Origin of the sequence: Thiospirillum jenense, from assembly GCF_014145225.1 — a bacterium.
In the GTDB taxonomy this organism is placed as follows: domain Bacteria; phylum Pseudomonadota; class Gammaproteobacteria; order Chromatiales; family Chromatiaceae; genus Thiospirillum; species Thiospirillum jenense.
Map to the genome: position 1 here is coordinate 1 of NZ_JABVCQ010000042.1, position 15,796 is coordinate 15,796.

13 protein-coding genes are annotated in these 15,796 nt (G+C 42.3%); 5 read left to right on the forward strand and 8 right to left on the reverse strand.

From position 1 onward, the window contains the following. Positions 1 to 146: 146 nt before the first annotated feature. The 4 genes from HUK38_RS13475 to HUK38_RS13490 form a co-directional block, all read right to left on the reverse strand. Positions 147 to 995, reverse strand: coding sequence for a LamG domain-containing protein (locus tag HUK38_RS13475; protein ID WP_182584854.1), 849 nt, complete (start codon positions 993 to 995; stop codon positions 147 to 149). A gap of 545 nt (positions 996 to 1,540) precedes the next feature. Then, positions 1,541 to 2,485, reverse strand: coding sequence for a peptidylprolyl isomerase (locus tag HUK38_RS13480; RefSeq protein WP_182584855.1), 945 nt, complete (start codon positions 2,483 to 2,485; stop codon positions 1,541 to 1,543). Positions 2,486 to 2,540: 55 nt separating this feature from the next. Further along, positions 2,541 to 2,843, reverse strand: coding sequence for a YciI family protein (locus HUK38_RS13485; protein ID WP_182584856.1), 303 nt, complete (start codon positions 2,841 to 2,843; stop codon positions 2,541 to 2,543). 128 nt (positions 2,844 to 2,971) lie between these two features. Continuing rightward, positions 2,972 to 5,461: a glycosyltransferase gene (locus tag HUK38_RS13490; RefSeq protein WP_182584857.1), complete on the reverse strand. Its 2,490-nt coding sequence runs from the start codon at positions 5,459 to 5,461 to the stop codon at positions 2,972 to 2,974. A 24-nt stretch (positions 5,462 to 5,485) separates the two neighbouring features. On the opposite strand from HUK38_RS13490, the gene HUK38_RS13495 reads away from it, so the two are divergent. Beyond that, entirely contained in the window at positions 5,486 to 6,388 is a 903-nt protein-coding gene (locus tag HUK38_RS13495) for a radical SAM/SPASM domain-containing protein (RefSeq protein WP_182584858.1), read from the forward strand. Positions 6,389 to 6,665: 277 nt separating this feature from the next. On the opposite strand, the gene HUK38_RS13500 is transcribed toward HUK38_RS13495, so the two are convergent. From HUK38_RS13500 to HUK38_RS13515, 4 genes are all read right to left on the reverse strand, one after another. Continuing rightward, positions 6,666 to 7,400: an FkbM family methyltransferase gene (locus HUK38_RS13500; RefSeq protein WP_182584859.1), complete on the reverse strand. Its 735-nt coding sequence runs from the start codon at positions 7,398 to 7,400 to the stop codon at positions 6,666 to 6,668. A 52-nt stretch (positions 7,401 to 7,452) separates the two neighbouring features. Beyond that, a complete protein-coding gene (locus tag HUK38_RS13505) occupies positions 7,453 to 7,704 on the reverse strand; it encodes a hypothetical protein (RefSeq protein WP_182584860.1) in 252 nt (83 codons plus the stop codon). 61 nt (positions 7,705 to 7,765) lie between these two features. After that, complete coding sequence (locus tag HUK38_RS13510) at positions 7,766 to 8,617, reverse strand: symmetrical bis(5'-nucleosyl)-tetraphosphatase (protein WP_182584861.1); 852 nt, start codon at positions 8,615 to 8,617, stop codon at positions 7,766 to 7,768. 96 nt (positions 8,618 to 8,713) lie between these two features. Next, the gene (locus HUK38_RS13515; protein WP_182584862.1) at positions 8,714 to 10,423 is read right to left on the reverse strand and encodes an FAD-dependent oxidoreductase; all 1,710 of its coding nucleotides are present in this window, start codon (positions 10,421 to 10,423) and stop codon (positions 8,714 to 8,716) included. Between the two features lie 277 nt (positions 10,424 to 10,700). On the opposite strand from HUK38_RS13515, the gene HUK38_RS13520 reads away from it, so the two are divergent. Genes HUK38_RS13520 through HUK38_RS13535 form a run of 4 tightly spaced genes read left to right on the forward strand, consistent with a single transcriptional unit; the run spans position 10,701 to position 15,780 of the window. After that, a complete protein-coding gene (locus tag HUK38_RS13520; RefSeq protein ID WP_182584863.1) occupies positions 10,701 to 13,724 on the forward strand; it encodes a ribonucleoside triphosphate reductase in 3,024 nt (1,007 codons plus the stop codon). A gap of 57 nt (positions 13,725 to 13,781) precedes the next feature. After that, the gene (gene nrdD, locus HUK38_RS13525) at positions 13,782 to 13,994 is read left to right on the forward strand and encodes an anaerobic ribonucleoside-triphosphate reductase (RefSeq protein ID WP_182584866.1); all 213 of its coding nucleotides are present in this window, start codon (positions 13,782 to 13,784) and stop codon (positions 13,992 to 13,994) included. Between the two features lie 40 nt (positions 13,995 to 14,034). Beyond that, entirely contained in the window at positions 14,035 to 14,742 is a 708-nt protein-coding gene (locus HUK38_RS13530; protein WP_182584864.1) for an anaerobic ribonucleoside-triphosphate reductase activating protein, read from the forward strand. Between the two features lie 48 nt (positions 14,743 to 14,790). Beyond that, positions 14,791 to 15,780, forward strand: coding sequence for an SPFH domain-containing protein (locus HUK38_RS13535; protein ID WP_182584865.1), 990 nt, complete (start codon positions 14,791 to 14,793; stop codon positions 15,778 to 15,780). Positions 15,781 to 15,796 lie beyond the last annotated feature (16 nt).

Consider the following 15,796-nt stretch of genomic DNA (forward strand, 5'->3'; position numbering starts at 1 on the left):
AAATTGCAAAGCGGGTGCGCCAGTTTTATTGCATGAGCAATTCAACTGCGCACGGTCAGTTGCTTTGAAACTAATCCGCCGTCATATTGGTTGGGTTACTTAAAATAGCAACCCACCTACATAACAGACAGCCTGTTCTTTTATTTTTAACCACATGCCAACTGTTTATCAGAACGAATATGACGCTCCAATGATATTAACAAAGTTATTAAGCCTAGTCCTATTAATATAGCGGATGTTGGCTCAGGAATAGCGGAAGAAAATGTATAGCGCCCTTGATAAACGCTTGTAATTTGCTCTAATGACAATGCCTCATCATACACAAATACATTGTCAATTAAGCCATGAAAATCTTCGTAACTTCCTGAGCCAGGATTGCGACCAATGGTGAAATAATTCTGTGAACTACCAAAGTTTGTCGTGATCTGAAATGATTGATCGTTGACATAAAAAGTCATGGAATTGACGTTTTGGTCATACACCGCTGCTAAAAATGTCCATTCTGAAGTTGCAGGGCTAATACCCGAACCAAAAACGCCATAATTATTATTAGCATAACCCGTCATATAGTCGGACGTACTGATGCTACCAGCAAATACGGACCAGGTATTGCCGCCCCTACGATCAATGTTAATGTCTCGATCATAACCACCATTATCTGCTGAAATGACCGATTGAATAAAATAGGGAGCAGAAATAGTACTGGGTTTTACCCACGCTCCCCAAGTGAGTTGGGGTAATGCGGTGGGATTCGGATCAATTCCTTGTGATTGCAACCATGCAGAACCATTTAATGAAACAGCACCAGCTTGATAGCCAGATGCTGTGTAATTTGCATAATTATTAGTGAGAGTGTGGTTATGACCGCTAGAATCTGCCCCTAAATTATTTGCGTCATCGAATTGATAAAGCCCAATAAGTGCTGCGTGACTAGTTGTGATAACACTCAAAAATACGATGACTGACATGGAAAAGTGATTAGCCCAATTATTCATAATAGCTTCCCCATTAACGGATGGTGAACATATCCAAGATCAAGGGAAAATCCGCACAGATCAGTAGCGTTGGCATGGTTTTATAGCAATCTTTAAAATCCCTCGACCTCTCGATTTAAGTATAGGCAGGATATTTTCAAAGTGCCAACTCAAGCTAACGTTATGCCAGAGCAATGCCATGAAACCGAATATTTTTATTAGACAAATTCTCACGCGCCCTTGCCTAAAAAGGACGGAGAAAATTCAAGAAGATTACACAACTACCATGTGGCAATAGTGGGTTGTGAGACAAAAAGTAGTGCGGCGTTTCAATAAATTAATTGTGCCACATTTGACAGAAGTGACCAATGAAACTGGTCAATTTGGGGAATACTGAAGTGATTTTAGAATACGAAGATTGATGCAGCTATTCTTTAAAGCAGGTGTATTTAATTCATCAAATACTCCAACTGATTTGCAGTCTGTACTTGCATGGTTTGATGACGTTAAATTTTGCCATCAAACCATCAGTTATTTAATTAATCCGCAATTAAGTGACGGCCTATTTATTTATCCGTCTTGACGGCATCACCAGATGCTTTTTCAGCATCTTCTGGCTTCTTCATTTTCACAACTGTTTCATTTAACTTCACCTGAGCAGCCTTACGCAATTCACCTAATTTTTCCACCACCTTTTGCCGCCGCACCGACGCTTCAATTTGTGCTTTAGCATCTTCAAACTTGGGTGGTTCAGCCATGCGCGTATCTTCTAATAAAATCACATGCCAACCGAATTGCGTTTGTACCGGCTTAATTGTATATGCGCCTGGTTTTAATTGAGTGACTGCATCAGCAAAGGGTTTTACCATTTGACGTAAATCAAACCAACCTAAATCACCGCCCTTTTCAGCGGTCGGACCGAGCGATTTTTCATTCGCCAATTCTTCAAAATTTTTCCCTTTTTCTAGTTGTTTAATCAACTTCTTAGCTTTCTCTTCCGTATCAACTAAAATGTGCCGCGCTTTATATTCAGTCCGCTTGGCTTGTTTCACAAACTGGTCATACGCTGTTTTCAATTCCTCATCTGTTGGTTTTACATCAGCCGCCATTGTTTGAAGCGCCGCAGTAGAAAGAATCACCATCTTTTGCAATTCCAATGCCGCCTGCACTTCACGTTTCTTTTCTAATTTGAGTGCCGTACCCTCCTGTGACGCAACAATCAAATTTAAAAACTCATTAAATGCCTGTTCTTGCAATTCAGGACTATTCTGCCCCCCGCTTTGTTGCAAACGTTCATTATAAAAGACCCGAAAAACATCTAATGGGTATTGAACATCATTGACTGTGGCAATAATAGTATTAGGATCATCCAATGGGTTGGCAGGATCGGCCAAGCGCGCAACTTCATCTTGATTCGCTGCCCACAGTGAAGTCGCGCCACACAGCGTCGTTGCGAATAACAATGATAAACTTTTGCGTGGCAATGAGATTTTAGATTGTAAAGTACGCATAAATTGATAATCACTCATAATTTAGTTAAAAGGGGGAATGGATAAAAACAGTCATTCAAGGTGGCAATACTTTTACGAATGGTTTTACCACCACATCAGCATAAACACCTGCTGTCACATAAGGGTCAGCATCCGCCCAAGTTTGCGCCTCCGCTAAATGAGCGAATTCGGCAATGATTAATGACCCAGTAAACCCGGCTTCGCCCGGATCAATACTATCAACTGCTGGATGTGGACCAGCAAGCATTAACCGTCCGGACTCTTGTAATAATTGCAATCGCGCTAAATGCAGTGGTCGTGCTGCCCGCCGCGCTGCCAGCGTGTTGGGATGATCGTGTGCAATAATCGAGTATAGCATAGTGCGTATCTATCTAATAAAAACGGTAGAAAACATGACGTGCAATAACTACATCATCTATTGTCAATGCAACTATAGCAAATTAGCATCATGGTGTGAACCAGTTTATAGACACGCGAGAATGAGCATTATGATTTGCCACCTAATCGCTGCCAAAACTTTTCTGCTAATGTACTGTAGCCATGCGCAATCACCCATTGTTTTGCTGCCGCTTGAATCGTTTGCAATGCCACATCTGGATGACGCAAGCGCCCATTTAATTCGGCAATTCCTTTCGCAATCTCTTTAATACTCGTTCCCGGTAACTGCAATACAACGCTATTCACATCATCAAAAATTGTCAATGGTGTGACCACAACTGGGCGCTGTGCTGCCAATCCCATGCGCACTGCAGCACTAGAAGATTCGCCCGTTTGTTGATACGGGTAACAAATAAGATCAGCGTCATGCAGCCACCCAAGACTAACGGCATCATCAAGAAAATCTGTCACTAAAGTGACCCGTTCTTGCAATTGATGTTTGGCAATACGTTGTTTAGCTTCAGCAATTAACGCTGCCGAAATATCTACCGGGTATTCCGCATTAATCATCAAGAGGTGAATATCTAATTTGTATTGCGTAATGAGGATTTGGCAGACTTCAATTAGCTCAAATAGCCCTTTGTGCGGCAGAAAAAATCCATACGATGCAATGACAAAACGCCCGCTTGGTATAGGAGATTTCACGGGCGTGATCGGAATATCTGGGACGCCATGTGGAAAGAGTTGAGTACGTTGATTTAATCCAATTTTATTTAGTTCTGTTTCATCTTTTTTGCTATGAACAAAAATTGCGTCGCACAGCGCGAGCGGTTCGGAAAGCTGAGACAATTGTTTTTCAACAGTATCCGTCGTTGCATGAAGCGTGATGAATACTCGTCGTCCCGTCGCAATCATCTCACGCAAGAATTGATTTAAGCTATAAAAATCAAATAGTCCGTAATTAAATTGAATGACGAGCGTGGTGATTCCTTGCAAATGGATTTGTTCGGCAAGAGAGCGCAAATCATCACGCCCTATATGCCAACAACGCACAACATTAGATTCATCAGGCAGAGCAGGTTGGGGTTCATAGGGCGCAAAAATTGTATAATCTTGGCGGTGCGCACCAGTGAGATAGCGGGAATACATCGCAATCCCACAGCGCGTATTCCATGTTGTAATCCACCCAATACGCGGTATTGATGGCGAACAATTTATTAAACATTTCATATTCGCTGCGACTGCCGCCGCAACGCGAATAGTTTCCGCTGTGCCAACCTGATTATCTTTGCACATCTGCCGCAATGTTTTGAATGCGTGTTTATCTATTTCTAATACAGAAGCGCGTGAAAATGTCACAGTTCGAGCGTATTGTTCAGTAAGAAATTCTAATGCACGGGTTGCTGATGCCTTCCAAGTGAATTGGCGACTCTGAATAAGTCCATGTTCGCGTAACTCATTACGAAACCCGTGATCTGTCAAGGCTTGGTGGAGCTTTGCATTAATACTACTAATATCAAATGGGTCAAATAAAGCATCATCACGCCCAACCACTTCTGGAATGCTGGTGGTATTGGATGCAATTGTGGGAATACCACAGGCCATTGCTTCCAGCACCGGCAATCCATACCCTTCCGATAAAGATGGAAAAACAAATACGTCGGTCAAATTGTACAATGCTAATAAGTCAGCGTCTGTAATACGCCCTGTAAAGATCACTTGTTTGCGATTCAAGCCAGCGCGGGTGGCAACTTGATATAATTCATTATAAATACCTTCCCAACCATTACCAACTATGACTAATTGGTATTGATTAAGCAATGGCGCTGGTAATTGTGCAAAGGCTTGAATTAACCGCGCTTGGTTTTTACGTTGATCAAAACTGCTGGTATACAGCACAATACCGCCATTCAATCCATATCGCTGGCGCAATTGAGCCGCTTGCTCATTGGGAATAGTCAGCGGTTGAAATCGTGGATCGACGCCGGCAGCAATGTTAATAATACGATCAGGTGCAATCCCAAGTACATCTATGCCTTGTTGCCGCGAAAATTCTGAAATAGCCAGTAATCCGCCTGCACGTTTTAGCGCATCTAATTTACGATAATAATGTGTTTGAACCAGTGGGTTTTGCAAATAACGTTCTTTATCCACTAGTGGAATTAAATCATACAGAGTCACAACTGTGCGTTCTAACCCAGCTTTTGACGGTAATGCGTCTACAGAACTGACCACATTATCACTCAATCCTTCAATTAAACTGGCAATATGAATAATATCTGGGGCTAAACGCTGGATGTAGTGTTCTCGAATAACCTCGGCTATTCTAGCGCGAGTATGATTATCAGGATTATTTTCTGCAATTGGCCCAGGGACTTGAAAAACTTGAATCTGTTGCCGCGGAATCAATGCCGAAAATATATGATAAAGTTCAGGAATACTGTCCGGCATTAAATCATTGAGAATAATGCGTAATTCATGCTGACCATGCGCAGCACACAACTGTGCTAGTGCCTCTGTTAAATGCAGGGAATAACGCCCAATACCACCTAAACGGCTGCCAGATTGGCAGGCTTGTAAATCAACGACAATACGCATAACAGTAGTTAGGTCTATGAAGTTATGAAAAAAAGAAATGCTGTTATTGGAACAACGAGTTATTGCAATGCACGGTGTTTAGTGTGTCCAACAACCCGCAAAGCGCATGGCATCATGTCCTTTGCATTGTGGAAGTCTATTGTCAATCAGTTTGCGACATTACCATTAGCAATTTATGATGAATTTTGGGCATGCTCAATCGGGCTATTTGGTGAACCATTGATGGATAGAGGATTTTTTGATAAAGCCGCTTATTATAATAAAGTATTTCCAAAACAATCATCTACGCCGTCAGAATTATCACGTTCTCGAATGCCGCTCTTATTCAATACCAATGCAAACTTATTATTTCCACACAGTGCGGATCGTATTATTGAGAGTTTTGACGAGGTGTATATCCATGCGGCAGCCATTGATTCAAAAACCTATCATCTACTCATGCCAAAACTAGATTATACAACCATGTTAAGTAATACGCAGTATCTTATCAAACGCAATCATATCCTTAATGGTCATTTACGAATTATTGTGGCAACCCCGAGGACACGACACAACCTGGCAGAGTTGGACGTATATAAAACATTTTGGTTAAATGAAGGTGCTGATGCAGTTGACTTTTCCCAGTTATTAAACCGCGCTGGAACATTGGAAATGTTTGATGATCTGGCAGTGCAATATGGCAATGTTGAATGCCCCAATTGTCAAGCCGCAACAGCTAATAATCTTATTATAGATTGGGATGGTGTTGTGTTGCTATGTTGTCAAGATTTTCATCGTCAGTTGCCAATTGGTCACATCGCCCAAGAACCAATAATGCAAGTGTTGTTTTCTGAAAAAAGACATGCCGTAATGCAAATGTTAGAAAATAAACAACATGAGCAACTTGTGACTTGTGCGATGTGTAAAATCAACTTAGCTAGTGAGTGATTAATTGAGTTGATTTCACGAGAATGATTTAGTTCGAGCTGCGATTTTATTGGTTGCGTATGAAACCAAATTGGTTTTGTAATAATTTGAAAGTCACGCAGCCGGATAGTTAGGGCGTTGATTGCTTTAAATTGATCGTCTTTACACGTTCGCATAGAAACGCGATTTTTTGTAAACGACAAATCTTTTAACTTTTCAACTGCGCAACTTCTATCATCATTACACTCGTTAAATATTAAAACCCTTGAAATGGTAGCAGTGTTTATAGCCAATTGATCTAGCGCGTTGCCCTGAATTTTCCCAGGTTAGTCCAACTACCGTCAGGATTTTGAAAGCGTGTTTCTGTCCAATGTTTAAATCCTAAAGCATTCAAATGTTTTTCCAAATTTTCAACTGTATAGTGTTGATATTCCTTAATACGAGCTTTATCAGGAATACGATTATAGTCATATTGTCCTGAAAACTCGTGATATTCTCCTAAAACAGTTTGGACACCAGATAAATCGTTTATGGATAAAAGAATCGGAAACTCAGACCCTTCGCAATCAAATTTCAAAATATCTATAGTTTGATGTTCAGGTTTGACAAATTGAATAATTGCTGATAAGGAGGATGTTGGCACTTCAAGATTGCCATTTTCTCCCCACACATTACCACCACCTGTATTACTTTCCGGACCATATCCAGGGAAATATGTAAATCCTGTGTGTTTTAATGTGGCGCAGTCATTGTCAGACCGCCAAACAGCTACTTGATGAATAGAAACTTTATCGGCAAACTCCGATAAATTTTCACACGCAAGTGAGTAATTATCAGGATGTGCTTCATAGCAATAAACTTTTTTAGCGCCTCTTACAAGGCAAGCATATGCGAAGCCACCAATATGGCAACCAATGTCAATGACAACCATGTCGGACATATTGTCTTTTAATTCATACTCGTTGTATTTATTAATTGCTTCCCAAATCGCTTCGTCTGTCGTACCTGTCCTAAATGTTTTCTTTAAACTCATTGCTCATACTCCATATCAATCTGGTTTTGCTGTCTAAAATTTTTAATTGAACTCAAGTGAGCTTTTTAAGTACATCTCGGTCGGTATTCAAAAGCTGATCTTGCGTAGTTGCCAAAGGAAAACGGTAGCCTAAAAGAACTAAATCAGCCGCCTGACGTACCGGTAATCGAATGCTGTAGCGCTGCGTCAAATAACGTTCTAGCCACGGCATACGCCGAATCAAGTCGGCTAAAAACCAAACCACTCGTGGGTGGCGATTAATAATACGCCGTAAGGAATGAATGATCTTAAGTGAATTATACATATTTCACACTTTAAAATTGCTTGCAAAACTCGTAGTCGGAAAACGATCGCAGTTCTGCGCATTATTCAGAATGGTGAGTATCAGGAATTAAGTGGCTGACACAATCAATCTGAGTCACGCGAATACGTTTTTTACGTCGAACACGCACCGCTGTTAATTGCCCGCCCCATAAACAACCACTATCTAATGCCCACACGTTATTTTCTGCAAGATAACCCAATGTTGACCAATGCCCAAATATAATTCGGTCGTGTTGAGTGCCGCGTTGTGGAACACGAAACCACGGCAACGCCTGCGATGATTGAGAACCCAGCGGGCCTTTTTCTTTTAAAAGTAACTTTCCATTTGCCGTGCAATAACGCAAGCGGGTCAAGCAATTGACAATAAAACGCAGGCGATCCATCCCTTGCAAATCATCATGCCATTGTTGTGGTTCATTGCCATACAATGCACATAAAAACGCCTGATAATTATCAGGATCACGCAAAACTTGTTCAACTTCATTCGCGCAACTATGTGCTTGTGCTAAATCCCATTGAGGCGCTAATCCTGCGTGAACTAATGTAAACTGTTTGCGCACATCAGTGAATAATAAAGGACGATGCCGCAACCAATTTAATAACTCGTCACGGTCAGGAGCAGTTAATACATCATGCAAACCATCTTTTTCACGGTGATGATCGTTGCCAGCAGCGAGTGCTAATAAATGCAAATCATGATTACCAAGCACAACCTGCGCTTGTTCACCCAGTGCTTTGAAAAAACGCAATACTGCCAATGAATTTGGACCACGATTAACCAAGTCACCTACGCACCACAATACATCGTGTTCGGGATCAAATTCCAATCGATCTAATAATGCCCGCAATTCATCATAGCAGCCTTGAACATCACCGATTGCATAGGTTGCCATTTCTTCCTTTAGCTCCTTAACCGTAACGAACTGTTAATAGACAGCACTCAGCATCAAGCTGATTTTTAATTGCTGTCTATTCCAGTTTGAACCAATCTATTTTTCACGCGGATAAGGCCATGCCATTAAGCCACCTTCCAACACCTTAACGTTATGCCAACCGTACCCTTGCAATAAGGCGGCGGCTTCATACCCGCGTAATGAAATACGGCAGTATACCACAATCTCAGCTGCTTTATCGGATGGTAATTCGTTTAGGCGGTCACGCAGCACACCGAGTGGAATTAAGTGTTCACCTATCCCTAAACGCAGCTCTTCAAACTCATCAGGGTTGCGTGTATCTATTAAGAATAACGGCGCGCCTTGATCGAGTTTTTGTTTTACTTCACTCGCCACAATACCTTGCATTCGCCCTTTTAATTTATTTTCCAAAACATGGGCGGCAACAATCACATGGTCAAGCGCGAGTGAATAAGGTGGGGCGTAGGGTAAGTCAGCATTTGCAAGATCATTCACCGTTAATCGCCCTAAAATAGCCGTGGCGACCACTGCAACACGTTTGCTTACATCACCTGACCCAACGCATTGGAATCCAAGAATACGGCCAGTTTTCTTTTCAGCAACTAATTTACTGACTAATAACTTCCCATTCATAAATGTGGGAATATCTAATCCAGCAATGGTTGCGGTTTCAATCTCATTAAACCCCAATGCGCGGGCTTGCCTTTCAGATAATCCTGTAATGCCCGCTGTGAAATCAAAGATTTTGCATATCCCCGTTTGGGTAATACCCGGGAATTCGGCGCTGCCGGGTTCAATCACATTTTGTCCAGCAACACGACCTTGTAAATTAGCTAAATCACCGAAAGGTGCGCGCACGGCTTGTCCGGTAATTAATGATGTGCATTCAATACAGTCACCGACAGCATAGATATCTGGATCAGAAGTTTGCATAAAGGAATTAACTTTAATTCCCCCTTGCGTACCAATATTTAATCCAGCCGCAACCGCTAGGCTGATATTGGGGCGCACTCCAACTGCAATAACAGCTAATTCGCATGGTAATTCGCTACCATCATCCAATTTAACGCCGGTTAAATGACCTGACTCACCGATGAACTCAGCCACACCATTATTGGTAATCACATGTGCGCCCTGCTCGCACACATGATTCTGGACTAGAAGCGCCAAGTCTGAATCAAGAAATGGCAAAACTTGGGCAGTTTTTTCAACCACTGTTGTTTCAATATTGGCCAAATGTAATGCTTCGCACACCTCGAAACCAATTAACCCACCGCCAACAATAATTGCTTTTTTGACTTGTCCGGCATCGCGTATGCTGCGTAATTTATCGGCATCAGCCATTGAATGCAGGGTTAAAATGCCATTTAAATCAGCGCCCGGCACTGATGGACGTATTGGTGTTGCCCCGGTGGCGATGACTAACCGATCATACGGAATGGTATTGATTTCACCCGTCGGCAGGTGTTTATAGGTGACAGTTTTAGCATTGCGATCAATAGCAACCGCTTCAGTTTCGACGAGCGCATCGATACGTTTTGCTTTACTAAAAAAGGTGGGATTTCGCACCACACCAGCGGGTGTACAAATGAGTAAACTTCTGTCATCGAAGGTGCCACCAACGTAATAAGGAAAGCCACAAGAAGCCATTGACAATTCCGGTTCACGCTGAATAAGCGTAATTAAAGCGTGTTCATCCATTCGCCGTGCTTTTGCAGCAGCTTTGGGACCGGCGGCTGTTCCGCCAATTACAACGATTTTCAATGGATTTGCAGAATGAGACATGGTTTAACCTGAATTAAAAGTGAAAGTGAAATTAAAATGTTACCACAATAACTACCTTGTATCGGCATCTTGCGCAACTGCTCAAAGCGCCGCACTTGGGCAGCGCCCTATAACAACAATATACCGACTAAACAACCCAAATGAAGCGAGAATTCAGCCTTTGCGGTTGGTTAGCAACGCATTACTGATGCAGATCAACCGACACGGCTGTCGCGCTTTACCACAACATCTTGTGGTATCTATAATGCAAACCACAATATATTGTGTTTTCTGGGTCATGAACAAATATTTAACTAACCTCGCAACCTTGCCAATGCGTATTCTCAAACGCGATGGCCAATGTGTCACCTTCGATCCCTCACGCATCGAATTGGCACTGTTGCGCGCGGGCCGTGCCAGCGGCGAATACGGCGAAGCGGAGGTCATCACTCTTACCGCTCAAGTCATTAAAGTCCTTGCGCATCAATTCGATGCCGAACGCATTCCAACAATTGAACATGTTCAAGATGTAGTGGAACAAACGTTAATTACTGCCAATTATTTTGAAACAGCGCGTTCCTATATTGTTTATCGTGAGCAGCATCGTCAATTGCGGGTGGATGAATGCACTCTAGTGGACGTAGCTGGTTCTATTAATGAATATCTAGATCGGTCTGATTGGCGCGTATCAGCGAATGCTAATCAAGGTTATTCGCTGGGCGGCTTGATTTTGAATACATCTGGCAAAATGGTTGCCAATTATTGGTTGAATCATGTTTATACGCCGGAAATAGGTCACGCACATCGTGAAGGCGATTTGCACATTCATGATTTGGATATGTTGGCCGGTTATTGCGCGGGCTGGTCATTACGCACTTTATTAAGAGAAGGATTAAATGGTGTACCTGGGCGGGTTGAAGCCGGACCGCCTCGCCACATGTCTTCTGCTATTGGTCAAATTGTTAATTTCCTCGGTACATTACAGAATGAATGGGCAGGTGCGCAAGCCTTTTCTAGTTTTGATACTTATATGGCGCCCTATGTACGGGTTGACCAACTCAATTATTCCCAAGTCCGCCAGTATATTCAAGAACTCATTTATAACCTCAATGTTCCATCCCGCTGGGGGACGCAATGTGTTGATGCGGTGACCGAATGCTTGACTGAAGGTGGCTGGAAGCGGTATGACCAACTCACATCGGATGATCGTATTGCAACGGTGAATTGGCGAAATAATTGTTTAGAGTATTTACACCCTCTCGCAATTAAAAGCTACGAATTTGATGGTGAAATGTATGTGTTGCGTAATGGTACGCAAGAACAATGGATCACCCCAAAGCACAAAGTCTTGCAGAAGGTACACGGAACTCAATCCGAATGGGCATTAAACACTATTGAGGATGTCATTGCTTCACAGCAACCAGTCGTCATTCCCCACGCGTGGCAAACCAATTCAACAATTGAAATTAACGATGCCATAGTTGAGTTGTACGCTTGGAGTATGGCAGCAGCGTATAGCCATTGCGCAATCATGCACGAGCAGATGACGCTGTCAATCACATTAAACCTTAATCAATCGGCAATTGCGTTCTCGTCGTTATTAATGCAGTTGGAATTGGATTGTCAGTATTTAAGCAAAACGGGTACGGATGAATCAAAACCAGTTGGTGATAGTTATCAATTAAAAATCACTGATCCCGCACTAACGCATATTTGTTTAGCACAAGACTCCATTCACATATTTATTCGTACGTTATCAGCTCGTCAAATCCGTTTATTTCTCAGCACCTACGCCACGTCATTCGGTCAAACAAACCAACCTAATCACGCTGAGATTAATGTCACCAATCAAACAACCTTAAATGTTCTGCAAGAGTTATGTGTTCTAGCTGGATATGGCAGTCTTGTTAGTAAAAAAACTGGTGCAGCGCATTTTTCATTACAATTTATAAACGATTACACCTCAACTATTCAAATCATTGAGCAACGTCATTACAAAGGTTATGTTTGGTGTCCCACAACCCATAATGGTACTTTCATTGCGCGGCGCAATGGCAAAACATTTGTAACGGGTAATACGCCATTTACCAATTTAACCTTTGATTGGGTATGTCCTGAAGATTTACGCGATGAAGTGCCGGTCATTGGCAATATTGAACAACCCTTTACCTACAGTGAATTACAAGTCGAGATGGACATGATTAATCGTGCCTATATCGAGGTAATGACCGGCGGCGATGCTAAAGGGCGTATTTTTACTTTTCCAATTCCAACCTACAACATTACTAAAGACTTTCCTTGGGATAGCGATAACGCCAGAAATCTATTTGAAATGACGGCAAAATATGGACTGCCGTATTTTCAAAACTTTCTTAATTCTGAGTTGACACCCAACATGGTGCGCTCCATGTGTTGCCGGCTACAACTTGATTTACGCGAATTACTCAAACGCGGCAATGGTTTATTTGGTTCAGCTGAACAAACCGGATCATTAGGGGTCGTGACGATCAATTGCGCCCGCTTGGGCTATCTTTATCGTGGTAATGAGCGCAAGTTATTTGCTCGTTTAGATGAATTATTAGAATTATCTTGCAAAAGTTTGGAAATTAAACGCAAAGTTATCCAACGTCACCTTGAAGCAGGATTATTTCCCTATACCAAGCGTTATTTAGGCACTTTGCGTAATCATTTCTCAACCATTGGTGTCAATGGTGTTAATGAAATGATTCGTAATTTTACCTACGATGCCGAAGACATAACAACGTTATGGGGACAAGAGTTTGCATGTCGGTTTCTTGATATGGTGCGCACTCGCATGATTCAATTTCAAGAACAAACTGGTCACATGTATAATTTAGAAGCGACACCTGCTGAAGGCACAACTTATCGCTTCGCCCGTGAAGACAGCAAGCGTTTTCCTAATATTCTGCAAGCAGGCAGCAAAGAAGCACCGTATTATACCAATTCATCGCAATTGCCCGCCGGCTATACAGATGATCCGTTTGAAGCACTGTTTTTGCAAGAAAAACTTCAATCTAAATACACGGGGGGTACTGTTTTACACCTTTATATGAGTGAACGTATTAGTTCACCCGAAGCGTGTAAGCGGCTCGTGCGACGGGCATTAGAAAATTTTCGATTGCCTTATCTAACGATTACACCAGTATTTTCCATTTGTCCTCATCATGGCTATATCGCTGGTGAACACGAATACTGCCCTTACTGCGATCAAGAATTGGTTGCAAAAAAGTGCGCTGCTATGCCATTAACTCCATCTAAATCTAAAGTGACTACGTTCGATGGTTTAGCATATGTACAGTAATTGTTCAAATCTACCCACACTGAATTCCTGAGGAGGAGTTTATTTACGATGAAAGAAATGATTTATAACGACCATTACAGCAACGCATTAGGTATTGAGTTATGTGATGAAGAGCGCACACACTGCGAAGTCTGGACGCGAGTAATGGGCTATCATCGCCCTGTTTCAGCATTTAATGCTGGAAAACAATCTGAGCATAAAGAACGCCTCTATTTCCGTGAACATCCAGTCGGTATCCACTCACAGCGTTATGCGCGTTCAGCAGCTTAACCAATCATTATTGGCTGACAATTAGCCATCAGGAATCAGGATGATAACCACCGCTTCCCGATTCCTGCGTATAGGTGGTTTTACCCCGCTCACCACCACAGATTACCCCGGGGAACTAGCCGCTGTTGTATTCTGTCATGGCTGTCCATGGCGATGTTCTTATTGCCACAATAGCCATTTATTATCACCAATTGGTCACGCTAATCTGATCCGTTGGGACAGGATTCTTACCTTTCTTGATACCCGCCGTGGATTGCTTGATGGTGTCGTGTTCAGCGGTGGCGAACCCACTGTACAACAGGCATTACCTGATGCGCTGAATACAGTTCGTGCATGTGGATTCAAAACAGGATTGCATACCAGTGGCGCCTATCCACAACGATTGCAGCATCTATTACCGTTATTAGATTGGGTTGGACTTGATATTAAGGCATTGCCAGATGATTATCCGATGATTACCGGCGTATCAAATTCAGGTACCAAAGCATGGCAAAGCCTCAGTTTGTTATTAAAACATGGTATTAACTTAGAAGTGCGTACCACACTCATGCCGGGATTAGACAATCAAACTTATCTTGAACGCTTAATGCAACGACTCGCGGCAATTGGAGTGAAAAATTATGTTTTGCAGCAATGTCAATTTAAACATGCGTACAGTCAAAAGTTACATAATCAAACCCTAGTTGATCCGAATGCGTGTCTGCCTAGCAATATTCCATTTGAACATTTTCAGGTGCGGTTAGTGTAAAAGTTATTTTCATTTCCGTTCTGCCTGTATAAGCAAGGGGATCACTCTATGAATGCTGGTGCAATAATACTTGGCTTATTGTTATTTGTTCTGTTCAAAGTCGTGATTCGAGCGTTTTATACAATAAAGCCAAATGAACGTGCCGTATTGACTTCATTTGGACGCGCCCAACGTACTGGACAATATGCAACTGCTCATAGTTCTTTGAGTGATGAAGAACGTGACCGTTATCATTTCCCACTGCTCCGCACAATAGGCCCTGGCGGACCTTACTTTAAATGGCCATGGCAAACTGCACACAAGGTCAATGTCGCTACCCAAGCACTTGATCTCACTTGGGATCCGACAAAACGTCAAACCACCATTGAAGCCGTTACGAAAGACAATCTAACTACTGGCATCAATGGTCAAATCCGCTTTCGTACATCGGCTGACAATCTATACCCATATTTGTTTGGCGTCGTAAGTCCGCTTGAACATATTATGGGTTATTTCGTGTCGGTATTGCGCGAACGTATTGCCAACTTTACTGACCCCAAAGGACAAATGTTGGTAATTGATACCGCTAACAGTATTGAAAACCATCAGCCAACTGTTGATTTATCCGAAGGAGTTTCAATTAACGATCTGCGTAAGAATTTGCCACTATTAAATGATTACATGGAGCAACAATGCCAATCTACTGCTTTGCGTTATGGAATAGAACTGGATGCAGCGTTAATTACACAAATTGATCCGCCTGCCGAAGTAGATCGCGCATTATCTGCAATCAATAGCACTCGCAATCAAGTTGCTGCCGACATTAGTACAGCCCGTGCTGATGCTGAACAACAGATTACTATGAGTAAACGCGCTGTTGAAATTGCAAATAATACTGCACAGGCCGAAGTTGCGCCCTTGCATGAACTTGCTGAGACGTTGATCCAAATAAAAACGAATGGTGGGTCGCAGGCATTACATGCTTACATGCGCAATATGCGTATTCCTTTGTTAAAGCAAGCACGGCATATTTTACGAACAACTGGCACTGATATTTGAATTAAAATGTGAGTAT

Bases quoted from the DNA above. Each gene is read 5' to 3' on its own strand.
- HUK38_RS13475 (WP_182584854.1), bottom strand. From the start codon at position 995: ATGAATAATTGGGCTAATCACTTTTCCATGTCAGTCATCGTATTTTTG.
- HUK38_RS13480 (WP_182584855.1), bottom strand. From the start codon at position 2,485: ATGCGTACTTTACAATCTAAAATCTCATTGCCACGCAAAAGTTTATCA.
- HUK38_RS13485 (WP_182584856.1), bottom strand. From the start codon at position 2,843: ATGCTATACTCGATTATTGCACACGATCATCCCAACACGCTGGCAGCG.
- HUK38_RS13490 (WP_182584857.1), bottom strand. From the start codon at position 5,461: ATGCGTATTGTCGTTGATTTACAAGCCTGCCAATCTGGCAGCCGTTTA.
- HUK38_RS13495 (WP_182584858.1), top strand. From the start codon at position 5,486: ATGAAAAAAAGAAATGCTGTTATTGGAACAACGAGTTATTGCAATGCA.
- HUK38_RS13500 (WP_182584859.1), bottom strand. From the start codon at position 7,400: ATGAGTTTAAAGAAAACATTTAGGACAGGTACGACAGACGAAGCGATT.
- HUK38_RS13505 (WP_182584860.1), bottom strand. From the start codon at position 7,704: ATGTATAATTCACTTAAGATCATTCATTCCTTACGGCGTATTATTAAT.
- HUK38_RS13510 (WP_182584861.1), bottom strand. From the start codon at position 8,617: ATGGCAACCTATGCAATCGGTGATGTTCAAGGCTGCTATGATGAATTG.
- HUK38_RS13515 (WP_182584862.1), bottom strand. From the start codon at position 10,423: ATGTCTCATTCTGCAAATCCATTGAAAATCGTTGTAATTGGCGGAACA.
- HUK38_RS13520 (WP_182584863.1), top strand. From the start codon at position 10,701: ATGAACAAATATTTAACTAACCTCGCAACCTTGCCAATGCGTATTCTC.
- nrdD (WP_182584866.1), top strand. From the start codon at position 13,782: ATGATTTATAACGACCATTACAGCAACGCATTAGGTATTGAGTTATGT.
- HUK38_RS13530 (WP_182584864.1), top strand. From the start codon at position 14,035: ATGATAACCACCGCTTCCCGATTCCTGCGTATAGGTGGTTTTACCCCG.
- HUK38_RS13535 (WP_182584865.1), top strand. From the start codon at position 14,791: ATGAATGCTGGTGCAATAATACTTGGCTTATTGTTATTTGTTCTGTTC.